The organism is Rhizobium binxianense (genome assembly GCF_028994275.1).
In the GTDB taxonomy this organism is placed as follows: Bacteria; Pseudomonadota; Alphaproteobacteria; order Rhizobiales; family Rhizobiaceae; genus Rhizobium; species Rhizobium binxianense.
On sequence record NZ_CP118713.1, the window covers coordinates 1,274,061 to 1,297,166 of the forward strand.

A 23,106-nucleotide genomic window follows, 5' to 3' on the forward strand; every position below is an offset into this window, starting at 1 on the left:
GCGAAATGGCAGAGGCAGCAGTGGACCGGAGTTCAAAATCCGGCTTGGGTCCGGCTGGCAAGCCATTTTCCACCTTCGAACGCCTTGTGGCGTGGCGCTATCTGCGCGCCCGCCGCAAGGAGGCGTTCATCTCGGTGATCGCCGGCTTTTCCTTTGTCGGCATCATGCTCGGCGTTGCGACGCTGATCATCGTCATGGCCGTCATGAACGGCTTCCGCACCGAGCTCGTCTCGCGTATCCTCGGCATTAACGGTCACATGATCGTCCAGCCGGTCGACGGCCCCTTCACCGATTATCCCGCCCTCGCTAGCAAGCTCGCCGCCGTGCCCGGCGTCAAGATGGCGCTGCCGCTGGTGGAAGGCCAGGTGTTGGCTTCCGCCCAGGCCGGTGGCAGCACCGGCGCGCTGGTGCGCGGCGCCCGCGCCGACGACTTGACCAAGCTCAAGACGATCTCCGACAACATCAAATCAGGCGATATGGTGGGGTATGCCTCCGGCGACGGCGTGCTGATCGGCACCCGCATGGCCGACCAGTTGGGCCTGCGTGTCGGTGATCTCATTACGCTGACGTCGCCAGACGGTGACATCACGCCGATGGGCGTCAGCCCACGCATCAAGTCCTACAAGATCTCAGGCCTTTTCGAGATCGGCATGTCGGAATATGATTCCTCGATCATCTTCATGCCGCTCGAGGAAGCACAGCTCTATTTCAATGCCGAGGGGCTGGTGCAGTCGATCGAGCTTTTCGTCGACAATCCCGACGATATCGACGCTCTCAGGCCCAAGGTGGAGGAGGCGGCCGGCCGCCAGATCGCCATCACCGACTGGCGCCAGCGCAACCAGACCTTCTTCTCGGCACTCCAGGTCGAGCGCAACGTCATGTTCATGATCCTGACGCTGATCGTGCTTGTCGCGGCGTTGAACATCATCTCCGGCCTCATCATGCTGGTGAAGGACAAGGGCAGCGATATCGCCATCCTGCGCACCATGGGCGCCAGTGCCGGCGCGATCATGCGCATCTTCTTCATGACCGGAGCGGCGATCGGCATCGTCGGCACCGTTGCCGGCGTTCTGCTCGGCGTTCTCGTCTGCGTCAACATCGAATCCGTCCGCCAGTTCTTCTCCTGGATATCGGGCACCGTGCTCTTCAATCCGCAGGTCTATTTCCTCAGCCAGTTGCCGGCAGAAATGGATCTCAGCGAAACGATCTCGATCGTCGTCATGGCGCTGACGCTCTCCTTCATTGCGACCATTTTCCCCGCCTGGCGTGCCTCAAAGCTCGATCCGGTGCAGGCCCTGCGCTACGAATAAGGAATGCCGCCTTCATGAAACGCAACGTCGTTCTCAAGCTTACCGGCGTCGAGCGCCATTACGGGCAGGGCGATACGCTGCTCCCGATCCTGAAGGGTGCGGATTTTTCGATATCGAAAGGCGAAATCGTCGCTCTCGTCGCCCCCTCCGGCACCGGCAAATCGACGCTGCTGCATGTCGCCGGTCTGCTGGAACATCCGGACGGCGGTGAAGTCACCATCAACGGCCATGCCTGCGATGGCCTGAGCGACGATAAACGCACGGCGATCCGCCGCAGCGAAATCGGCTTCGTCTACCAGTTCCACCACCTGCTGCCGGAATTCTCGGCGCTTGAGAACATCATGATGCCGCAGCTGATCGCCGGGCTGTCCTGGAAGGAAGCCGGAGAGCGGGCCGGCCAGCTTCTCGATTATATGCGCATCGGCCATCGCGGCGCCCATCGTCCGGGCGAGCTTTCCGGCGGCGAACAGCAGCGCGTCGCGATCGCCCGCGCCGTCGCCAATGCGCCGGCCCTGCTTCTCGCCGACGAGCCCACAGGCAATCTTGACCCTGAAACGGCAAGCTACGTCTTCGACGCACTGGAAGCGCTGGTGCGTCAGTCCGGCCTTGCCGCCCTCATCGCCACCCACAATCACGAACTCGCCCGCCGCATGGATCGGCGCGTGACGATCTCCGACGGCAAGATCGTCGATTTTTGAGACTGCGGTCCATGGCTGTCCGGTTGACGCCAATCACTGCCGTTCACGCTAATCTACCGGGATCGAACCACTCGTCTTGCCCCGTCCTGCTGCCCCCCCGTAAACGGGGCGAGTAGGCGGGGAACGGAGAGGACGCGGCACGGTCCCTTCGCCCCGCCAGCGGGGGGCCGAAGGACGGGTCGAGACCCGTGGCTCGACCCCGGTCGGTGCCGGCAGGCGGATGGGGCTGATCTCGCCGACCTCCTCGCGGGATATTAACACTTAGTTCACATTTTTGACCGGGCGGACCGCGGTCAGGGGATGATCAGCCCGCCGCGATAGTCGAGCACATAGGCCCTCCGGCCCTCGACCAAGATGCATTCCTGGCCGTTGAACCGCGCGCAGCCGCCGTCGCTGTGGTCGATATAGCGGCCGAACGAATGATCGAATTCCATGCCGCCCAGAAACCGGCCCTCTCGGTACATCGCCGAAAGTGCCGCCTTGATCACCGCTCCGGCTGCTGCGCCGTCGATGAGATCAGGCGCGTTGACGCAGCCGAAATAATTCATCGCCCAGACGGGCTCGCCGGCAAACCACACCACTTCCTGCCCGGCGAAATCGGTGCCGCCGAAATAGCTGTCGAGATAGCGCCAGCCACCGCGTTCGTAGCCGATATCGTGGGAACCCGGCCGGCATGGCGCGCGCGGCACGCCGCCGCCGACATAGGTCGCGGCCTTCGCCTCCACGACGAATTCATTCAGCATCGCAATGTCGAGCATGTTGCTCTCCTCCCAGCCCGATGCTGGCAAATATGCTGCGACATGTAAAGAACAAATGAAGAACATAAGCCGGAAATTAAGAGCGCGCTCAGAGGAGGAAGAAGGGCAAGCTGCCGCCGATCACCGTCGAGTGCCGGTTCTCAGCGATTCGCAGACGCGAATTCGGCATTTTCCAAACGCAACAAAGAAGGAAAAGATTCCTGTTGACAACGGAACATACATCGAACAAAGTAAAAACATAACGAGTAAAGGAGAGCCAAATGACTGACATGATCCGTGATATCGCAGCATTCACCTCCATCGCAATGTTCGTTGCCAGCTTCTCGCTGATCGTGATGGCGATCTGAAATTTTCAGGGGACCGCGTGGCACTCATGCGGTCCGGACGCGGGACTTCTTCTGGACATCATCGCCCTCTATGCCGACAATGCGTCCGATTCATTCGGGTGATTGGGAAGGCATGTCATGGCGGATACGGCAAAGGGTTCAACGGGTGAGGCGACCGGCGGCACGCCGGGTTTCATCCACCTGAGGGTCCATTCCGCCTATTCGCTTCTTGAGGGTGCTCTGCCCCTGAAGAAGATCCTCTACAAGGCGACCGGCGACAGCCAGCCGGCGATTGCGATTACCGACACCAACAATCTGTTCGTCGCCCTCGAATTCTCCCAGAAGGCGATGGACGAGGGCCTGCAGCCGATCATCGGCTGCCAGGTCTCCATCGACATGGGAGACGGGTTGGAAACGGAAAAGCGCGGCGGCCAGCAGGCCCTGGTCAAGCTGCCGTCAATCGTTCTTCTCGCCACGACGGATGCAGGTTACGAACGGCTCGTCGATCTCGTCAGCCGCGCCTATCTCGGCGGCGAAAGCAACCAGGCCGTTCATATCAACGCCTCCTGGCTGGCAGAGGCCGGCACGGAAGGGCTGATCGCCTTGACCGGCGCCCCGACCGGGCCAGTTGACATGGCGATCAAGGAAGGCCATCCCGCCCAGGCGGAAGCCCGGCTGCTCCTGTTGAAGCGTCTCTTCGGCGACAGGCTCTATGTCGAGCTGCAGCGGCACGGCACCTACGACAAGCGGCACGAACAGAAGATCGTCGGGCTCGCCTATGCCCACGACCTGCCGCTGGTTGCAACCAACGAGGCCTTCTTCCCGACACGCGACGATTACGACGCCCATGATGCGCTGATGGCGGTCGCTCACAACGCCATCGTCTCCGACGACAGCCGCTTTCGTCTGACGCCGGACCACTATCTGAAGAGCCGGGCCGAGATGGTCAAGCTCTTCGCCGACCTGCCGGAAGCGCTGGAAAATACGATCGAGATCGCCAAGCGTTGCTCCTTCGTGCTGAAGACGCGCAAGCCGATCCTGCCGCGCTTCACCGGTGCGACCGACGACGCCGAGGAGGCCGAACGCGCCGAGGCGAGCGAGTTGCGCCGCCAGGCGGTCGAAGGGCTGGACATGCGGCTTGCAACGCTTGGCATGTCGCCGGGTTACGAGGAAAAGGACTATCGCGAGCGGCTGGATTTCGAGCTCAGCGTTATCGAGCGCATGCGTTTTCCCGGTTACTTCCTGATCGTTGCCGACTTCATCAAATGGGCCAAGCAGCATGATATTCCGGTCGGCCCGGGCCGCGGTTCGGGCGCCGGCTCGTTGGTCGCCTACGCCTTGACGATCACCGATGTCGATCCCTTGCGGTTTTCGCTGCTGTTCGAGCGCTTCCTCAATCCCGAACGCGTCTCGATGCCGGACTTCGACATCGACTTCTGCCAGGACCGCCGCGAAGAGGTGATCCGCTACGTCCAGGCCAAGTATGGCCGCGAGCAGGTGGCGCAGATCATCACCTTCGGTTCGCTGCAGGCGCGCGCCGCCCTTCGCGACGTCGGCCGCGTGCTTGAGATGCCCTATGGCCAGGTCGACAAGATCTGCAAACTCGTGCCGAACAACCCGGCCAATCCGACGCCGCTGTCGAAGGCGATCGAGGAGGAGCCGAAGCTGCAGGAGGAGGCGGCGAAAGAACCCGTGGTCGCGCGCCTGCTCGACATCGCCCAGAAGATCGAGGGGCTTTACCGCCACGCCTCGACGCATGCCGCCGGCATCGTCATCGGCGATCGGCCGCTGTCCAAGCTTGTGCCGATGTATCGCGATCCGCGCTCGGATATGCCGGTCACCCAGTTCAACATGAAATGGGTGGAGCAGGCGGGCCTGGTCAAGTTCGACTTCCTCGGTCTGAAGACGCTGACGGTGCTGAAGGTCGCCGTCGATTTCGTCGCCAAGCTCGGCATCAAGGTCGATCTCGCGGCCATTCCTCTCGACGACAAGAAGACCTACGAGATGCTGTCGCGCGGCGAGACGGTCGGTGTGTTCCAGGTGGAAAGTGCCGGCATGCGCAAGGCGCTGATCGGCATGAAGCCGGACTGCATCGAGGACATCATCGCGCTGGTGGCGCTCTATCGTCCAGGCCCGATGGAGAACATCCCGACCTACAATGCCCGCAAGCACGGCGACGAGGAGCTGGAATCGATCCATCCGATGATCGACCACCTGCTCAAGGAAACTCAAGGGGTTATCGTCTATCAGGAACAGGTGATGCAGATCGCCCAGGTGCTGTCCGGTTACTCGCTGGGTGAAGCCGACCTTCTGCGCCGCGCCATGGGCAAGAAGATCAAGGCCGAGATGGATCAGCAGCGCGAGCGCTTCGTCGTCGGCGCCGTCAAGAACGGCGTCTCGAAGCCGCAGGCCGACAACATCTTCGAACTGCTGGCGAAGTTCGCCAATTACGGCTTCAACAAGTCGCATGCCGCCGCCTACGCCATCGTCTCCTATCAGACGGCCTACATGAAGGCGCATTATCCGGTCGAATTCCTCGCTGCCTCGATGACGCTCGACATGTCCAATACGGAAAAGGTCAATGATTTCCGTCAGGACGCCAAGCGCTTGGGCATCGAAGTGATCGCACCCTCGGTGCAGACCTCCTTCCGCCATTTCGAAACCGGCGACAACCGCATCTATTACGCGCTCGCCGCCCTCAAGGGCGTCGGCGAATCCGCCGTCGACCATATCGTCGAGGTGCGTGGCGATAAGCCGTTCGCCGGCATCGAAGATTTCTGCCTGCGCATCGATCCGCGTCAGGTCAATCGCCGCGTGCTCGAAAGCCTGATCTATGCCGGCGCCTTCGATTGTTTCGATATGGACCGCGCCCAGCTGGCAGCCGGCCTCGACCGCATCCTCGGTTATGCCCAGCGCGCCCAGGAGAACAAGCTGAGCGGCCAGTCGGACATTTTCGGCAGTACGTTGACCACGGGGCCTGAGAAGATCTCCCTGCCGCCGTTCTCGCCCTGGCTCCCCTCCGAGCGGCTGCTCAAGGAATTCCAGGTGCTGGGCTTTTATCTGACAGCCCACCCGCTCGATTCCTACAGCAACATCCTGCAGAAGATGCGGGTGCAGACCTTTGCCGAATTTTCCCAAGCGATCAAACAGGGCGCGGCCAATGCGCGGCTTGCAGGCACCGTCATCTCCAAGCAGGAGCGCAAGACCCGCACCGGCAACAAGATGGGCATCATCGTCTTTTCGGATTCGTCCGGCCAGTTCGAAGCGGTGCTGTTTTCGGAAATGCTGAACCAGTATCGCGACATTCTCGAGTCGGGAAAATCCTTCGTGCTGACCGCGACGGGGGAGGAGCGGCCGGAGGGCATCGGCCTGCGCATCCAGACGATCCAGTCGCTGGAGGAAAAGTCGCTGCAGATGCAGAAGGCGCTGCGCGTCTATATCAGAGATTCCGGACCGCTGAAGATGGTCGCCGGCCATCTGAACGCCAAGGGCGACGGCCTCGTTTCCTTCATCGTCATCAAGGAGGACGGCAAACGCGAGGTGGAAGTGGCGCTGTCGGAGAAATACCGCATCACCCCGGAGATCGCCGCCGCCCTTCGCGCCGCCCCCGGCGTTGTCGATGTCGAGCTTGTCTGATTAGCGCATGGGCCCGAAAATCGGAATCGATTTTCGGAAAGCACGATGCGTAGATTCAAAAGGTTACAGCGTCCTTTGCGCGTGTGAAAAGACGCGCGGCGCTGTAGTGCATGTCGCCCGGAAGTGTGCAGCGGTTCCGGGATAACGACATGCATAAAACAAAGAGTTCATCACCCGCGGGTGATGGTGATGAAATCCGTGCCTTCGCCGGTCTCGCGGCCAAGGCCGGTATCGGAGATCGTCAGCGTCGAGCCGGGCGCGATCAGCGCGTCGATCCTGCGGCGGGTTTCGTCGGGGATCGTAATGCGGCTGAGCGAACGGGCGATCGGCCTGCCTGTGACAATCGAGCTTTCCTGATTGGTGATGCCAAGCCGCTTCATCGTCTCGCGGGGGAGATTGTTCTCGAGCGTGATGCCGAGCCAGTCTGCCGTGCCGGCCTTTTCATCGACGGCATGCAGCGTGAAGAAATGCGTGCCGAGCGCCAAGCCCGGATCGGCGATCGTCACCGGCGCTTCGAAGATCGGCTTGAAGGCCTGGCGCACCATGATGATGCCGTTCGGCGGCGCACCCTTGCCGGTTGCGGCATAAACTTCCTTGAGTAGCGTGTCGGAGACCAGGCTCCTGTCGCCGGCAAACTCCGCCGGCCGCAGCGCCCTGAAGGCCCTGATCGCCTGCACGGTCGACGGACCGAGCACGCCGTCCGGATTACCGGCGGAAAAGCCGAGCTGACTGAGCAGGGTTTGGATGTCGATCACCGTCTCGCGCAGCGTGCGGCGGGTGATCAGCATGCTGATCGGTTCGGACGGCGGCTCGGCTGCGGGTGTTGCGGCCGGCTGTATTGCCGGCATCGGCATCGCAGCCGTGTCGTTCATTGCCACCTGCACCGGTTTTTCGGGGCTGTCGGGCATGGAGGGCCGCAACTCGGCATCCGAAAGCAGCGGCATCGGCACCGGTGCATCGGGATGGAAAAGGGTCGGATGGTCGATCGGTTGCGGCACCACTTCGCCGTCGCTGATGATGACGGGGATGCCGGGCTCCGTCATCCCGTAGAGCATTTTGGCAAAGGCGCCGGGCATGCGCACGCAGCCATGCGAGGCCGGATAACGCGGCACGGAATTGGATTCGTGCAGCGCAATGCCGGACCAGGTCAGCCGTTGCATAAACGGCATCGGCGCCGCTGAATAGAGATTGGATTCGTGGTATTTCTGCTTTTCGAGCACCGAGAAGATGCCGCTCGGTGTCGTGTGCCCGTCCTTGCCGGTCGAGACCTTCGAGGTCGCGACGACCTCGGTGCCGTCATAGACCGCAAGCGACTGCTTGTCCTTCGAGACGATGATCTGCAGCGTGCGCGCATCTGCAGCAAGAGCAGGGTGCACGAGTGCGGTGGCCGACAGCAAGCCGAGGCCGAAGACGAGACGCGAGAACATGATACCCAACCATACGCAATACTGGTCCGGGACATTATGGGACGAAGTTTAAGGAAGATTTTATAGGCGGAGCGGCCGAGCGAACTCACGTGTTAGTGATCGCGCTTGCCGCTGCCGAAGGTGTAGCCGGTCTCGACCGTGTTCTTGCCGAATTTGTCGCGCAGCTTGTCCATCGCCGCTTCGGCGGCCGCCCGCCGGCCCGATTGCCGGTCGATGAGATCAGGCGGATCGGCGCGGGCGGCATCGCCGAGATCGGTGACGCCGATGCCGAGCAGGCGGAACTTCGTGCCGTCGGTCTCTTTTTCGAGAAGCTCGAGCCCGGTGCGGAAGATCCTGTCGGCAAGCTGGGTCGGGTCTTCGAGCTTGCGGTTGCGGGTGCGCGATTTGAAATCGGCGCTCTTCATCTTCAGCACCACCGTCTGGCCGGCAATGCCGTTTTTCTTCAGCCGCCAGGAAACCTTTTCGGAGAGGTTACGCAGGATCGGCACCAGATCGTCATAACGCGAGATGTCGTCGAAGAAGGTGGTCTCGGCAGAAACGCTCTTGGCCGCATCGTTGAGATGCACTTCACGGTCGTCGATCCCGCGCGACAGCCGGGCGAGCCGCTGGCCGATGCTGCCGTAGCGGCGCATCAGGTCGTTTTCCTCCATCTGCTGCAACTGGCCGATGGTGCGGATGCCGTCCGCCTCGAGCGTCGCCGCAAACGCTTTGCCGACGCCCCAGATCGTGGTGACGGGACGCGGCGCCAGGAATTCGACTGCTTCTTCGCGCCCGATGACGGAAAAGCCGCGCGGCTTCTGCAGGTCGGAGGCGACCTTGGCGAGGAATTTGCAATAGGAAAGCCCGACCGAAACGGTGATGCCGATCTCCTTTTCGATACGGCGGGCGAATTTGGCGAGCGTGCGCGCCGGCGGATCGTGATGCAGTCTCTCGGTGCCGCCAAGCTCCAGAAAGGCCTCGTCGATCGACAGCGGCTGTACCAGCGGCGTCAGCTCCTGCATCAGTGCGCGCACCTGCCGCCCCACCCGGACATATTTCTCCATGTCGGGGCGGATGACGATCGCCTGCGGGCATGCCTCCAGCGCCTTGAACATCGGCATCGCCGAACGCACGCCGTGGATGCGGGCGATATAGCAGGCGGTGGAGACGACGCCGCGTTTGCCGCCGCCGATGATCACAGGCTTATCGGCAAGTTCCGGATTGTCGCGTTTCTCCACGGCCGCATAGAAGGCGTCGCAATCGATATGTGCAAGCGTCAATGCGTAGAGCTCGCGATGGCGTACGAGGCGGGGGCTGCCGCAGGAAATGCATCGGCGCGCCTCGCCCTTCTGCCCGGCAAGGCAGTCGCGACAGAAGCCGGTTGTCTTGTCGGGCGCGGGTGTCATGATGAGAACAAAGATTGAACGCCGGGACATTACGCCTTAAGCTTGCGAGTCACAAGAGAGGGGGAAGCTTTGCCTTTGGATAATGGTCTTCGTTTCGAACCGGTCACGTCAGAGCGCTGGGACGACTTCGAAACCCTGTTCGGGTCGCAGGGGGCTTTCTGTAATTGCTGGTGCGTGGCGCTGCGCTTGCCGCATGCAACGAGGACTGGGATGGCTGCCGATGAGCGCAAGGCGCATATGCGAGATCGGATCAAAGCAGGCCCGCCGCCGGGCATTCTCTGTTATGCCGATGGCGCGCCGGTCGCCTGGGTACAGGTCGGGCCGCGCCATGACGTACCGCAATTCAATTCGCCGCGCACCGTCTCGCGGCCGCTGGAGGAGGGCGATGCGCGTGATCCGTCGATCTGGGCCGTCAGCTGCTTCTTCCTGCTGCCCAAGCTGCGCGGCAAGGGAATGAGCCATCGCCTGCTCGCCGCCGCGATCGATCATGCGCGGCGCCATGGCGCGCGGCGGCTGGAAGCCTGTCCGATCGATCATGTGAAGCAGTCGAAATCGGTGACGCTCTGCATCGGCTCGACGGTGATCTTCGATGCAGCCGGTTTCGAGACGGTGGCGCGGCGCAAGGACGGCCGCCCGCTCATGCGGCTGGAACTGCGCGACCGACCGTGCCGGACAGAAAATGCGCTTGGATGAGCTCGGCCGCATGCGCCCAGTCGGCGGCGCGGGTGATGTCGTCGGCCGCCGCCGGTGCGAAACGATGGACGGGCGAGTTCGGCATCAGGTGAATCAGCAGGCAATCGGCGACGTGATCCCTGACGGAATGCAGATTGCGCGCCATATCATCGATGAAGACGACGGGAAGGGAGCGGCTGGCATGCAAGGCGTGAACGATCGGCCCCTTGGGCTCTTCGGTGGCAAGCAACGGAAAGAGCAGGCCGATCCTGTCGAGCAGGCGACGGCGCTGCTCCTGGAACCGCGGCTGCATGGCCGTCAGGAAAAGCACATCGGCCTCTTGCGAAAGCTGGTCGAGCGTTTCGACGACGCGGTCGAGCGGGGTCTGCCACTGCTCCTGCGCTGCGAAGAATTCCTCGATCAGCCGGCTGACCTGCTGATCCTCGATCTCCGTGCCATCAGCTTGCGAGACGATGTTGCCATGAAGCTTGAACGAGCGCGGCAGAAACGCGTGACCCTGGCTCTCAAGGAAAAGCTGGAAGGGACCGATGAACTGCAGCACGACGTCGTCGACGTCACAGACGATCAACGGCCGTTCGCCGAGGCGGATATGCGAGATGTCGAATTCCCCGGAGGTCACGGTCAGTATTCTCCGGAATCGAGGCCCGGCGACGAGAAATGCTGCCAGGCGGCGGTTACCGTCTCCGGGCTTATGCCGCTCGCCGCGCAGAAGGCCAATGCCGTCGGTTCGTGGTTCATCAGGAAATCCATCATGCCGGCGAGGAATCCCGGATCGTTGACGGCGCTGCGCACCTGGCCGGGCGCAACACCCGTGAGCGCAAGGAAGCGGCCGAACATGTCGGGATCGTCGGCAAGCCAGCCGAGCACGGCGATCGCGGTTGCGTGCGGGTCGGCGGCCGGTTGTTTCGAAGTCTTGAAGTTGCTTTGCATTTCGAGGGGTAAGTTACCTTTTCTTCAACCAAATACCGGTAGCGTGCGCTATCGGTTTCACGGAGCTATTGTCCGCATGTGCCTTTCCCATGGGACGAACAGCTGCGCGAACGGACGTAGGGACAGCTTGTCATGCCCAAACAGGTGATGATTGTAGAAGATAACGAGCTCAACATGAAGCTCTTTCGCGACCTCATCGAGGCGTCCGGCTATACCACGATCCAGACCAGAAACGGCATGGAGGCGCTGGATCTGGCGCGCAAGCATCGCCCCGACCTCATCCTGATGGATATTCAGCTTCCCGAGGTCTCCGGCCTCGAAGTCACGAAATGGCTGAAGGAAGACGACGAGCTGCACGTGATTCCCGTCATCGCCGTCACGGCTTTCGCGATGAAGGGCGACGAGGAGCGGATCCGCCAGGGCGGTTGCGAGGCCTATGTTTCCAAGCCGATCTCGGTTCCGAAATTCATCGAGACGATCAAGACCTATCTGGGCGATGCCTGACGCATCGGAAAGACAATTATGACTGCGCGAATACTGGTGGTTGACGATATTCCGGCCAATGTGAAGCTGCTCGAAGCGCGGCTGCTCGCGGAATATTTCGACGTGATGACCGCAGCCGACGGCCACACGGCGCTGGCGATCTGCGAGCGCAACCAGGTCGATCTCATCCTGCTCGACATCATGATGCCCGGGATAGACGGTTTCGAAGTCTGCGAGCGGCTGAAGGCCAGCCAGAAGACCGCCCATATTCCCGTCGTCATGGTCACCGCGCTCGACCAGCCGGCCGATCGCGTGCGCGGCCTGAAGGCCGGCGCCGACGATTTCCTCACCAAGCCGGTCAACGATCTGCAGCTGATCTCGCGCGTGAAGAGCCTGCTACGGTTAAAGACGCTGAGCGATGAGCTGCGCATTCGCGCCGACACCGCCCATACGATGGGCATCGACGACCTCGCGCGGGCAGGCGAGGGCCGCGCCGACGAAACCGCTCAGGTCCTACTCGTCGACGGCCGCGCGAATTCGCAGGAGCGCATCATCAAGGCGTTGAAGCCCGTCGCCGACGTGCTTGCCCTTTCCGATCCGCAGGCCGCCCTGTTCGAGGCGGCCGAGAGCGCCTTCGATCTCGTCATCGTCAACGCCAACTTCGACGATTACGATCCGCTTCGCCTCTGCTCGCAGCTGCGCTCGCTGGAGCGCACCCGCTTTTTGCCGATCCTGATCATCACCGAGCAGGGGGCTGACGAGATGGTGGTGCGCGCACTCGATCTCGGCGTCAACGATTACATCATCCGCCCGGTCGATCCCAACGAACTGCTTGCCCGCAGCCTGACGCAGATCCGCCGCAAGCGCTACAACGACCGCCTGCGCGCCAGCGTCAAGCAGACGATCGAGCTTGCCGTGACCGATCCGCTGACCGGCCTTTACAACAGGCGCTATCTCGACAACCACCTGAATGTGCTCTTCAACCGTTCAATGGCGCGGGGCAGGCCGCTTTCGGTGCTGATCACCGATATCGATCGCTTCAAGCAGGTAAACGACACCTATGGCCATGACGGCGGCGACGAAGTGCTGCGGGAATTTGCAAACCGCGTCCGTTCGACCATTCGCGGTGCGGACCTCGCCTGCCGTTACGGCGGCGAGGAATTCGTCGTCGTGATGCCCGACACCTCGCCGGAAATTGCCGCCACCGTCGCCGAGCGCCTGCGCGCGGCGATCGAAAGGGCTCCCTTCATGCTGAAACACGCCGGTGAGGCGCTGAACGTCACCGCGTCCTTCGGCATCGCCTCGCGGATTGCAGCCGTGCTGACCCCGGACCAGCTGATGAAGCAGGCCGATCTCGCGCTTTACGAGGCCAAGAATACCGGCCGCAACCGCGTGGTCGCCGCAGCCGCCTGACGAATCATTTGCCGCCACAGGCGTCGTTTGCGGGTTTTCCACTGCGGTAAGCGAATTGTTACCGATTTTTAATCCTCGCCTGGGCAATTCGAGGCGAAATTTTAGAACTCAATAGCCTAAAAATGGACTTCCGGCGTTGCTGCGGATCTGTCGCCGCGTGACAGTCTTGAGGGCGCCGAAGCCCTGGCTTCAGATGAAATGGAGACTATAAAAAATGCCCGTCGCCTGCAGCCTCAAATAGAGTGCGGCGGCGTCACCTCACGTAGGGGGAGGGGAGGCGTAAGTTATTACGTTATAGTGTCGAATTTCTTGGCGTGATCCGACATTAGGCTTCGGGCCTAAGCAGAGCCGATAAATCATTGCATGTCCCAAAATTGGACTTTTAACCATAGAATCAAGCTAAGAAATTTCACCATTAAGAATTTGTTGATTTTCTTTCATTTCTGCGCAAATTATCGGCTCATAAGAGAAGCGCTCCCGTTGAGGAGTTGTCGATACCCCATGATGCTCAGGTCCGCCGCATCTCCTGGGTCGTGGGGTCGGTCGGCTGGTACGCAAATTATAGCGGTTCCTCGTGCCGTTTTGCATGCTGGCCGACCCCCTTACACGAAAACGCCGCCACTTCCCGAAGATGGAAGGGCGGCGTTTTTCTGTTTGCGCTATCATCTTCCAGTGAGGATCAATTCGGGCAACAAAAAACGCGCAACCCGAGGGCGCGCGCTTTTTGAATCCCCGACATCAAGTGATTACTTGATCTTGGTTTCCTTGAACTCGACATGCTTCTTTGCAATCGGGTCGTACTTGGTCTTCGTCATCTTGTCCGTCATCGTACGGCTGTTCTTCGTCGTGACGTAGAAGAAACCGGTGTCGGCTGTCGACAGCAGCTTGATCTTGATTGTTGTAGCCTTGGCCATAGTCGTCCTGCCTTTAAGAAATGAAAGCCGTGGAAGCCGGATGGGCTCCACGGCAAATTCTGGCGCGAAACTACGAATCTCGCCCGAAAAGTCAAGTCCGTTTTCGAATGAACATCAGTCTGATGCCGGAAAGTAGGGCGTAAAGACCGAAGAAAGCGGCAATCGCCCAGGCAAACCCGTTATTTCCAGCGACATCGATCGCCGCGCCGATCGCCTGCGGCCCGGCCACGGTTCCCATCGCATAACAGAAGACGAAGGCAGCATTGGCGGCCGCAAGGTCGGAGCCCGTCAGCCGCGAGCCGAGATGGCTGAGGCCGACCGTATAGAGGCCGGAGACGCAACCGCCCCAGAAAAGCAGCAGCCCCGCCATCAGCAGCCAGTTGTCGAGCAGCAGCGGCAGCATCATCGAGCCGATGAACCCCATCAGCGCCATGCCGGCCAGAAGCGGTCGCTTGTCGCCGACGCGGTCGGAAAGCAGGCCGAGCGGGATTTGAAAGATGACGTTGCCGACGCCCATCATGGTGAGCAGCAGAGCTGCCTGCGATTCGGTGAAATGGGCGCGCACCGCAAAGATCGGGAAAAGCGACAGTCCGCCCGCTTCGACCGCGCCGAAGATGAAGACCGCCGCCGTCGCCGTCGGCACCAGGAAGACGTAGCGCATGAAATGCAGCTCCGGCTTTTCCTCGAGCGCCGGGCTTTCGTCGCGGGCGATGAAGATCGGAATGGCGGCAAGCAGGATGGCGCCGGCGCCGATCAGGAAGGGGAAGATGCCGTCGCTGCCAAGGATCGAAAATAGCAGTGGCCCGGCCGCAAAGCCCAGGGAAAGCACCGTCGCATAGATGCCGAGCACGAAGCCGCGTTTGGAAGGAGGCGAAGCGGCGTTGATCCAGAATTCGGAGAGGATGAACAGCGTCGTCGTTGCGCCGTGGAAGGCGAAACGCAGCGGAAACCACATCCAGAAATCCTCGGCATAATAAAAGCCGAGCGCGCTCAGCGCCGAAATCAGCACGGCCCAGAGCATTGTCGGCGCAACGCCGTATTTATGGGCGAGCTTGGTGGTGATGGGTGCGGCAGCCATCGCCGCGACCCCGGCCATCGCCGTGTTGAGCCCGATCAGGGTGGACGAGATGCCGCGTTTTTCGAGGATGATGCTGAGGAGGGGCAGCCCGAGGCCGATTGCTATGCCGACGGCTGATATGGACGAGATGGCTGCCACCAGAGAAGGCCAATGGATTTCCTCGACATCGCCCGGTGTGCCGTTTCTCGGCTGAGACATTTATCCATCCTTAGAAAGCTACGCGAGCGAATCGGCCGATCACCTCACAGAGAAAGACACAGGCGTGCCAAATCCAGGTGACGGGGGCGTTTCGCAGTATTTCCGATGTGAGTGACCACCTGCGGAATGTAAAGCCTGTTCAGACAAGAAAAGCTTACCATGTCAAGTCGTTGAGGATCGTCGGCTGCCCCCGGTGGTGATCGGTGGAGCGCTGCCACTACACGTCAAATATGTCTGGAAGGTGAAGGCGCTAAAGCGCGTCGCCATCTTTCAGATTCGCTGCCTGCGCTTTAGCTCCTTATTTCTCGCATGTCGTTGTCACGCGACATGCTCTAATCCGGCCTAGTCCGACCGGCCGGGGATGTCATAATCGCCCGGATCGTCACTCCCTCCACCGAAGCCGTGCATGCGCAGCGCCCATTGCAGGCCGATGACGCCGCCCTTGATCGGCTGGATCGAGGCAAGCGCTGTGATCACGGTGATCGGCGCCCAGATGGCAAGATGCATCCAGACCGGCAGCACGAAGGTCATGTCGGTCAGCATATAGCCGCCGACCACGACGTGGCCGAGAATGAGGATGACGATATAGGGCGGCAGGTCGTCCGCGCGTTGGTGATACATCGCCTCGCCGCAGACGGCGCAATGATCGACCGGCTTCAGGAAGGCGCGAAAAAGCTTGCCATTGCCGCAGGCCGGGCAGCGGTTCATCAGCCCGCGCATGATGGAGCGCCCCACCGGACGCTCGACCTCAGGCGCATCCCCGTGGCGGACGGCCGGTTCGGTCGGTGTGCTCATTGGGTGTTCCTCTTCGGATCTAGTGCCGTCCGCGCGGCGGCCTCGTTCCGGGTTTCTTGCGGACCTGGCCCCTGTCGCGGCGGCCGGCTTTGTGGAAGGAGCGCACCGCCGTCGGCATCTCGCGGCCCTCGCTGATCATCTCGAAACGCAGCGCCCCGGCAAGCGGGATCGCCTCGGCGAGCTTCACCGTGACGTTGTCGCCAAGGCGATAGCCGCGCCCTGTTCTTTCACCCGAGAGCGCCTGATGCGCCTCGTCATAGATGAAATAATCGGTGCCAAGCGTAGAGATGGGGACGAAACCGTCGGCGCCATAGTCCGGCAGGACGACGAATAGCCCGGATTTCGTCACGCCCGAGACCCGTCCGGCAAATTCCTCGCCGACCCGGCCGGCAAGGTGATGGGCGATCAGCCGGTCGACCGTCTCGCGCTCGGCGGCCATGGCCCGGCGCTCGAAGGTCGAGATTTCAGCGGCGATATCGTCGAGTGTAGCCTCTTCGTCGGGGGTGATGCCGCCTTCGCCGAAGCCGAGCGAGCCGACGAGGGCGCGATGCACGATAAGATCGGCGTAGCGGCGGATCGGCGAGGTGAAGTGGGCGTATTTCATCAGGTTGAGGCCGAAATGGCCGATATTCTCCGGCCCATAGATCGCCTGGCTCTGCGAGCGCAGAACCATCTCGTTGACCATGGTCTGATGCGGCGTGCCGTCCGCCTTCGCCAGGATGCCGTTGAAGTTGTTGGCGCGCATATTGCCGCCCTTGGCGAGCTGGATGCCGAGCGTGGCCAGGAACTCGCGCAGGATTTCCTGCTTGGCAAGCGTCGGGCCGTCATGAATGCGGTAGATCAGCGGCTGGCGCTTCTTTTCCAGCGTCTCGGCGGCTGCGACGTTCGCCTGGATCATCATCTCTTCGATCAGCTTGTGCGCATCGAGCCGCGGCGGCACGACGACCCGGTCGACCGTACCGTCGGGCTTCAGCAGGATCTTGCGCTCCGGCATGTCGAGTTCCAGCGGCTGGCGCCGGTCGCGTCCGCGTTTCATCACCTCATAGGCGTGCCAGAGCGGCTTCAGGATCGGCTCGAGCATCGGTCCGGTCTGATCGTCCGGCTTACCGTCGATCGCTGCCTGCGCCTGCTGGTAGGAGAGCTTGGCCGCGCTCTTCATCATGACGCGATGAAAGGTGTGGCCGATCTTGCGGCCTTCCCCGGAAAAGCTCATGCGCACGGCAAGCGCCGGGCGGTCGACGCCTTCTTTCAGTGAGCAGAGATCGTTGGAGATGCGCTCCGGTAGCATCGGCACGACGCGATCCGGGAAATAGACCGAATTACCGCGCTTCAGCGCCTCGCGGTCGAGCGGCGATTTGGGGCGGACATACCAGGAGACGTCGGCAATCGCGACGGTGACGACGACGCCGCCGGGATTGTCGGGCGAGGGGTCGAGTTCGGCATAGACGGCATCGTCATGGTCCTTGGCGTCGGCCGGGTCGATGGTGATCAGCGGCACGTCGCGCCAATCCTCACGATGCGACATGCTGGCGGGTTTTGCGGCCTCCGCCTCGTCGATGACGGCTGGCGGGAAGACATGCGGAATGCCGTGGGCATGGATCGCGATCATCGAGACCGCCTTTTCCGAGCCGACGGAACCGACGACGGAAAGCACCTTTGCACGCGGCAGGCCGAAACGGCCGAGACGGGCGATTTCGACTTCGACCAGATCGCCGTCCGCAGCACCGCCGGTGAAATCGGGATCGATCACCATCTCCTCGCCGCGCCGCTCGATCGGCAACAGCCGGCCGGCGCCGCCGGGTGCGGTGCGGAAAACGCCCATCGAGGCGCCGCGGCGCCTGTCGATCACCTTGATGATCCGCGCCGTATAGGCCGGGCCGCCGCGATCGACGGCCGGGAAGATCTTTGCCAGGATGCGGTCGCCGAGGCCGGCGACAGGCGCCTTGCCCTTGCCCTGGCGGCCTGCCGGTGATTGCTGGCGGATGGCGACGGCAGGGGCGACACCCTGATCCTCCGGCCATTCCGCCGGCCGGCCGATCAAATCGCCGTCCTTGTCGCGCGTGGTGATATCGAGAACGGTGACGGGCGGCAGCGCACCGGGACGGATCAGCGACTTGCGGCTCTTCTGCAGCATGCCTTCCTGCTCGAGCTCCTGCAGCATGTGCTTGAGCTCGACACGGTTGTCGCCCTTCAGGCCGAAAGCCTTGGCGAGTTCGCGTTTGGACGCTTTCTGCGGATGATCGGCGATGAAGCGCAGCATCACCTCGCGTGAGGGCAGGGCACCGTGGACGATGTTCAGCGGCTCGACGGCGGGAGCATCCTTGCCCGGGCGGCCGATCTTGCCCGGGCGCTTGCCCGCGGGATTTGTTCTTTCGCGCGGTGTCCTGCTCACGTCAGCCCTTTTTTGATTTCGCTGGCGCCTTCGCCTTCGTTGCCTTCGGCTTGGCCGCCGTCTTGGTGGTCTTGGCTTCGGCGGCCGCCGCCTTCGGCTTGGCTTTCGCCTTGGCCGCCCTGCCGGCCGATGCCTTGCCGGCGGGGGCTTTGCCGGCCTTTTCGGTGATCAGCACAAGCGCCTCCTCGACAGTGATCGCCTGCGGATCCCTACCTTTCGGCAGGGTGGCATTGACCTTGCCCCAGTTGACGTAAGGGCCGTACTTGCCGTCGCGAACGGTGATGGCGCCGCCGTCGGGATGATCGCCGAGCGTCTTCAGCGCCGCCGGCGTGCCGCGCGAACCCCGGCCGGGTGCCTGGTTCGCCTTTTCGGCGATAACCGTCACAGCGCGGTTGAGGCCGACCGAGAACACGTCCTCGATGGTTTCCAGATTGGCGTAGGAACCGTCATGCAGCAGGAACGGCCCGTAGCGACCTATGCCGGATGAGATCATCTTGCCCGTTTCGGGATGTTTGCCGATATCGCGCGGCAGCGAGATCAGCGCCATCGCCTTTTCATAATCGATGTCCTCGGGCTTCCAACCCTTCGGCAGCGAAGCGCGTTTGGCTTCCTTGCCGTCGCCGCGCTGGATATAGGGGCCGAAGCGGCCGGACCGCAGCGTCAGCTCCTCGCCGGTCGTCGGATCGGTGCCGAGGTTCTTCGGCTCGTTGAGGGCTGCGCCGTCCGCTTCTCCGCCATTTTCGGAGGAGAGCTGGCGGGTGTAGTTGCATTCCGGATAGTTCGAACAGCCGACGAAGGCGCCGTATTTGCCGAGCTTCAGCGACAGGTTGCCGGTACCGCAGACCTGGCAGATCCTGGGATCGCTGCCGTCCTCCCGCTTCGGGAACACCAGCGGCGCCAGCGCCTCGTTCAGCGAATCCAGCACATTGGTGACGCGCAGTTCCTTGGTGTCTTCGATCTGGGCGAAGAAATCCTTCCAGAAATCGCGCAGCACCTGCTTCCAGTTCAGCTCGCCGGCGGAAATCCGGTCGAGCTTCTCTTCGAGATCGGCGGTGAAATCGTATTCGACATATTTGGTGAAGAAGCTTTCGAGGAAAGCCGTCACCAGCCGGCCCTTGGCTTGCGGGATCAGCTTGCGCTTGTCGATCGTCACATAGTCGCGGTCGCGCAACGTCGCGAGCGTCGCGGCATAGGTGGAGGGCCGGCCGATGCCGAGCTCTTCCATCTTCTTGATCAGCGAGGCTTCCGAATAGCGCGGCGGCGGTTCGGTGAAATGCTGCGTCGAATTGATCTTCTGCTTGGCGAGCGTTTCGCGCGCATTGATCTCCGGCAGGCGGCCATCCTCGTCGCCGTCGTCGCTCTGCTCGCCGTCTTCCTTCTGGTCGGTATAGGCAGCGATGAAGCCGTGGAAGCGGATGACCGAACCGACGGCGCGCAGGCCGGCCTTCTCGCCCTTATTGTCGGCGTTGATTTCAGCCGTGGTGCGCTCGATCTCGGCCGACGCCATCTGGCTGGCGATGCCGCGCTTCCAGATCAGGTCGTAGAGGCGGATCTGGTCGGCATCGAGGAATTGGCGTACGCGGTCGGGCGAGCGGTAGAAATCGGTCGGACGGATCGCCTCGTGCGCCTCCTGGGCGTTCTTGGCCTTGGTGGAGTAGAAGCGCGCCTTCTCGGGCATGTAGCGCTCGCCGAACTGGTCGACGATGGCGCGGCGCGCCGCATCGATCGCCTCCGGCGCCATCTGCACGCCGTCGGTTCGCATATAGGTGATGAGACCGACCGTCTCGCCGCCGATATCGACGCCTTCATAGAGCTTCTGGGCGATCTGCATGGTGCGCGAGGCGGAGAAGCCGAGATTGGAGGAGGCGGCCTGCTGCAGCGTCGAGGTCGTAAACGGCGGTCCCGGATTGCGCTTGACCGGCTTCGCCTCGACCGTATCGACGATATAGCTCGCGCCTTCGAGCAATGCCTTGAGCTTGCCCGCATCCTCGCCGTTGCCGATCGCTCGCGGTTGGAGCCGCTTGCCGTTCGCCGAAACCAGTCTGGCCTCGAACTCATCGCCGCGCGGCGTCTTCAGGAGTGCCGAGATGTTCCAGTATTCTTCCGAAATGAAGCGCTCGATCTCGGATTCGCGGTCGCAGACCAGGCGAAGCGCCACCGACTGGACACGGCCGGCCGAACGGGCGCCGGGCAGCTTGCGCCACAGCACCGGCGAAAGATTGAAACCGACGAGATAGTCGAGGGCACGGCGCGCCAGATAGGCGTCGACCAGCGGCACGTCGATGTCGCGTGGATCGGCCATCGCGTCGAGCACCGCCTTCTTGGTGATCGCATTGAAGACGACGCGCTTGACCGGCTTGCCGTTCAGCACCCGCTTCTTGTTCAGCATGTCGAGAACGTGCCAGGAAATTGCTTCGCCTTCTCGATCCGGGTCGGTCGCGAGAAACAGGCCGTCGGAGGATTTCACTGCGTCGGCAATATCCTTCATCCGCTTGGCCGAGGCGCCATCGACCTCCCAAAGCATTTCGAAATCCTGATCAGGAAGAACTGAGCCGTCCTTGGCAGGCAGATCGCGCACATGGCCGAAGGAGGCGAGCACTTTGTATCCTGGACCCAGATACTTGTTGATCGTCTTGGCCTTGGCAGGCGATTCCACCACTACAACATTCATGATGATTCTCTAAAAAGGAAACGACGCCAGCTTTGAAGCCAGCGCGACACACACCGAAACATGGATACCGGCCCTCCGACATGGACAGGGAAATCGCCGCGGTCAAGGGGTTTGCTACAATTTTACCTCTTGCATCTGGCGCAGCCGAAGGGAGCTTATCGGGGAAATGCAATATTAGATAGGCTGTCGAAGGTTTTCGACACGGGGTTCGGCAATTCTCCGATATCGTGCAAAGTTCAATCGGAAAGCGAGACGAACCCGCCCTGATGCCGCTGCAGCCTGCCTGATATATCGAGTTCCAGAAGAATGAGATAGACCGCCGACGCCGACAGGCCGGTATGGCGGATGACGTCGTCGATCTCGACCGGCGTCGGCCCGAGCGCATCGATGATGCGAGCCCGGTCTGAATCGCCGGGCGGCATCGTCATCGCCTTGCCGTCACTTGCCGGTTGTTCTGCCAACGACGACGGGAAGAGCTCGAATTGCGTCAGCGGCGCCAAAGCCTCGACGACATCGGCGGGTGTGGTGACGATCGAAGCACCGTCCTTCAGCAACCCGTTGGTGCCGTGGCAACGCGGGTCGAGCGGTGAGCCGGGCACGGCAAACACCAGCCGGCCGAACTCGCCGGCAAGCCGTGCGGTGATCAGCGAGCCCGAGCGTGTCGCTGCTTCGATGACCACAAGGCCGAGCGCGATGCCGGCGATCAGCCGGTTCCGGCGCGGAAAATCGCGGGCGCGGGGCTCCCAGCCGAAGGGCATTTCGCTCACCGCCAGGCCGTTGCCGCCGGTGATCTCCTGGAGCAGGCCGATATTCTCCGGCGGATAGGGCTGGTCGAGACCACCGGCAAGGGCGGCGATCGTGCCCGTATCGAGGCTTGCCCGATGCGCCGATGTGTCGATGCCGCGCGCCAGACCCGAGACTACGGTATATCCTGCCCGGCCGCAGTCGCGCGCCACCATTGCCGCGAATTTCGCGCCGGCGGCCGAGGCATTGCGTGAGCCGACGATGCCGACGGCCGGTCGTTTGGTGGCGGCAAGCGCGCCCTTGACGGCCAGAAGTGGCGGCGCCCCGTCGATCTGCTTCAGCGCTTGCGGGTAGTCCGGCTCGCCGATGCCGACGAAGCGGGCGCCGAAGCGATGCGCCGCCTCGAGTTCCCGATGCGCCTCGGCCTCGCTGGCGATGCGGATTGCTCGCGTGGCGCCGCCGCGCGCCGAAAGCTCCGGCAGTGCGGCAAGTGCTGCCTCGGCCGAACCGAAATGATTGATGAGGTCGCGAAAGGTGGCAGGGCCGATATTGTCGGAACGGATGAGGCGCAGCCAGGCAATTCTTTGCCGTTCGGTCAGAACAACGCCTTTTGGTCCGGCGCTCAGCGCATCCATTATCCCTTTGCCCCGATCTTGCTTTCCGTCCCGCTCATCAGGCGCGAAATATTCGCCTTGTGCTTCCAGTAGGAGATGAGGGTCATGATCGCCATCACTGCCGCAACCTTTTCGTTACCCAGTATCCACAGCGCAACCGGAATGACAAGCATGGCAATCAGCGCCGACAGCGAGGAGTAGCGGGTGGTGAAAGCGACCGCCAGCCAGACGGCAGCGAAGAGCACGACCATGATCGGCGCGACGCCGAGCAGGGTGCCGATATAGGTGGCGACACCCTTGCCGCCCTTGAAGCCGATCCAGACCGGGAAGAGATGACCGATGAAGGCGAAGAAGCCGGCGATGATCGCTGCCTCCTCACCGAGGAAATAACCGACGACCCAGGCCGCCGCCGATGCCTTCAGCGCATCGAGCAGCAGCGTCGCAGCCGCGAGTTTCTTGTTGCCGGTTCTCAGCACATTGGTCGCGCCGATATTGCCGGAGCCGATGCTGCGCACGTCGCCAAGGCCGGCGGCGCGCGTCAGGATCAGGCCGAAAGGGATCGAGCCGAAGAGATAGCCGATGACGGCGGCGGCCAGCGCGATCGGCAGTGTGATCTGCCATGACATCAGATTGGATAACAT

The 23,106-nt window shown here is 62.1% G+C and carries 19 protein-coding genes; 7 read left to right on the plus strand and 12 right to left on the minus strand.

Going from position 1 to position 23,106, the window contains the following annotated elements:
* Nucleotides 1-5: 5 nt before the first annotated feature.
* Nucleotides 6-1,310: a lipoprotein-releasing ABC transporter permease subunit gene (locus PO860_RS06330; RefSeq protein ID WP_183606540.1), complete on the plus strand. Its 1,305-nt coding sequence runs from the start codon at nucleotides 6-8 to the stop codon at nucleotides 1,308-1,310.
* Between the two features lie 14 nt (nucleotides 1,311-1,324).
* Nucleotides 1,325-2,008, plus strand: a complete 684-nt coding sequence (locus PO860_RS06335) for an ABC transporter ATP-binding protein (RefSeq protein WP_097617665.1) — start codon at nucleotides 1,325-1,327, stop codon at nucleotides 2,006-2,008.
* Between the two features lie 293 nt (nucleotides 2,009-2,301).
* Here the strand turns inward: PO860_RS06335 and PO860_RS06340 are convergent, their stop codons facing one another.
* Nucleotides 2,302-2,766 carry a DUF5680 domain-containing protein gene (locus PO860_RS06340; protein ID WP_183606541.1) on the minus strand — a complete coding sequence of 155 codons (465 nt, stop codon included), beginning with the start codon at nucleotides 2,764-2,766 and terminating at the stop codon, nucleotides 2,302-2,304.
* Here PO860_RS06340 and PO860_RS06345 point away from each other — a divergent pair.
* Nucleotides 2,765-3,034 carry a hypothetical protein gene (locus PO860_RS06345; RefSeq protein WP_273884014.1) on the plus strand — a complete coding sequence of 90 codons (270 nt, stop codon included), beginning with the start codon at nucleotides 2,765-2,767 and terminating at the stop codon, nucleotides 3,032-3,034. The genes PO860_RS06340 and PO860_RS06345 overlap by 2 nt on opposite strands.
* A 196-nt stretch (nucleotides 3,035-3,230) precedes the next feature.
* Nucleotides 3,231-6,728: a DNA polymerase III subunit alpha gene (gene dnaE / locus PO860_RS06350; RefSeq protein WP_272783427.1), complete on the plus strand. Its 3,498-nt coding sequence runs from the start codon at nucleotides 3,231-3,233 to the stop codon at nucleotides 6,726-6,728.
* 170 nt (nucleotides 6,729-6,898) lie between these two features.
* On the opposite strand, the gene PO860_RS06355 is transcribed toward dnaE, so the two are convergent.
* Both PO860_RS06355 and PO860_RS06360 read right to left on the minus strand, forming a co-directional pair.
* Nucleotides 6,899-8,155, minus strand: coding sequence for a L,D-transpeptidase family protein (locus PO860_RS06355; RefSeq protein ID WP_272783428.1), 1,257 nt, complete (start codon nucleotides 8,153-8,155; stop codon nucleotides 6,899-6,901).
* Between the two features lie 92 nt (nucleotides 8,156-8,247).
* Complete coding sequence (locus PO860_RS06360) at nucleotides 8,248-9,540, minus strand: DNA polymerase IV (RefSeq protein ID WP_272783429.1); 1,293 nt, start codon at nucleotides 9,538-9,540, stop codon at nucleotides 8,248-8,250.
* A gap of 75 nt (nucleotides 9,541-9,615) precedes the next feature.
* On the opposite strand from PO860_RS06360, the gene PO860_RS06365 reads away from it, so the two are divergent.
* On the plus strand, nucleotides 9,616-10,233 hold the full coding sequence (locus PO860_RS06365; RefSeq protein ID WP_272783430.1) for a GNAT family N-acetyltransferase: 618 nt from the start codon (nucleotides 9,616-9,618) through the stop codon (nucleotides 10,231-10,233).
* Here the strand turns inward: PO860_RS06365 and PO860_RS06370 are convergent.
* Together PO860_RS06370 and PO860_RS06375 are read right to left on the minus strand one after the other, a co-directional pair.
* Nucleotides 10,178-10,852, minus strand: a complete 675-nt coding sequence (locus PO860_RS06370; protein ID WP_183606546.1) for a hypothetical protein — start codon at nucleotides 10,850-10,852, stop codon at nucleotides 10,178-10,180. The two genes, PO860_RS06365 and PO860_RS06370, sit on opposite strands and share 56 nt — an antisense overlap.
* Nucleotides 10,853-10,854: 2 nt before the next feature.
* On the minus strand, nucleotides 10,855-11,163 hold the full coding sequence (locus PO860_RS06375) for a DUF3572 domain-containing protein (protein WP_183606547.1): 309 nt from the start codon (nucleotides 11,161-11,163) through the stop codon (nucleotides 10,855-10,857).
* Nucleotides 11,164-11,295: 132 nt separating this feature from the next.
* Between PO860_RS06375 and PO860_RS06380 the strand changes: the two genes are divergently transcribed.
* Together PO860_RS06380 and PO860_RS06385 are read left to right on the plus strand one after the other, a co-directional pair.
* Nucleotides 11,296-11,667 carry a response regulator gene (locus PO860_RS06380; protein WP_003547430.1) on the plus strand — a complete coding sequence of 124 codons (372 nt, stop codon included), beginning with the start codon at nucleotides 11,296-11,298 and terminating at the stop codon, nucleotides 11,665-11,667.
* Nucleotides 11,668-11,685: 18 nt separating this feature from the next.
* Complete coding sequence (locus tag PO860_RS06385; RefSeq protein ID WP_273884013.1) at nucleotides 11,686-13,059, plus strand: PleD family two-component system response regulator; 1,374 nt, start codon at nucleotides 11,686-11,688, stop codon at nucleotides 13,057-13,059.
* Between the two features lie 746 nt (nucleotides 13,060-13,805).
* On the opposite strand, the gene rpmG is transcribed toward PO860_RS06385, so the two are convergent.
* The 7 genes from rpmG to plsY form a co-directional block, all read right to left on the minus strand.
* Nucleotides 13,806-13,973 (minus strand): 50S ribosomal protein L33, encoded by a 168-nt coding sequence (gene rpmG, locus PO860_RS06390; protein WP_003587245.1) that lies wholly within the window; start codon nucleotides 13,971-13,973, stop codon nucleotides 13,806-13,808.
* Nucleotides 13,974-14,064: 91 nt separating this feature from the next.
* Nucleotides 14,065-15,249, minus strand: coding sequence for an MFS transporter (locus tag PO860_RS06395; RefSeq protein ID WP_183606549.1), 1,185 nt, complete (start codon nucleotides 15,247-15,249; stop codon nucleotides 14,065-14,067).
* A gap of 342 nt (nucleotides 15,250-15,591) precedes the next feature.
* Nucleotides 15,592-16,044 (minus strand): DUF983 domain-containing protein, encoded by a 453-nt coding sequence (locus PO860_RS06400; protein ID WP_183606550.1) that lies wholly within the window; start codon nucleotides 16,042-16,044, stop codon nucleotides 15,592-15,594.
* A 19-nt stretch (nucleotides 16,045-16,063) separates the two neighbouring features.
* A complete protein-coding gene (gene rnr / locus PO860_RS06405; protein ID WP_273884012.1) occupies nucleotides 16,064-18,436 on the minus strand; it encodes a ribonuclease R in 2,373 nt (790 codons plus the stop codon).
* Nucleotide 18,437: 1 nt separating this feature from the next.
* Complete coding sequence (topA, locus tag PO860_RS06410) at nucleotides 18,438-21,107, minus strand: type I DNA topoisomerase (RefSeq protein WP_273884011.1); 2,670 nt, start codon at nucleotides 21,105-21,107, stop codon at nucleotides 18,438-18,440.
* Between the two features lie 236 nt (nucleotides 21,108-21,343).
* The gene (gene dprA, locus PO860_RS06415; RefSeq protein WP_183606553.1) at nucleotides 21,344-22,486 is read right to left on the minus strand and encodes a DNA-processing protein DprA; all 1,143 of its coding nucleotides are present in this window, start codon (nucleotides 22,484-22,486) and stop codon (nucleotides 21,344-21,346) included.
* The gene (plsY, locus tag PO860_RS06420; RefSeq protein ID WP_273884010.1) at nucleotides 22,486-23,106 is read right to left on the minus strand and encodes a glycerol-3-phosphate 1-O-acyltransferase PlsY; all 621 of its coding nucleotides are present in this window, start codon (nucleotides 23,104-23,106) and stop codon (nucleotides 22,486-22,488) included. The genes dprA and plsY overlap by 1 nt, the downstream gene beginning before the upstream one ends.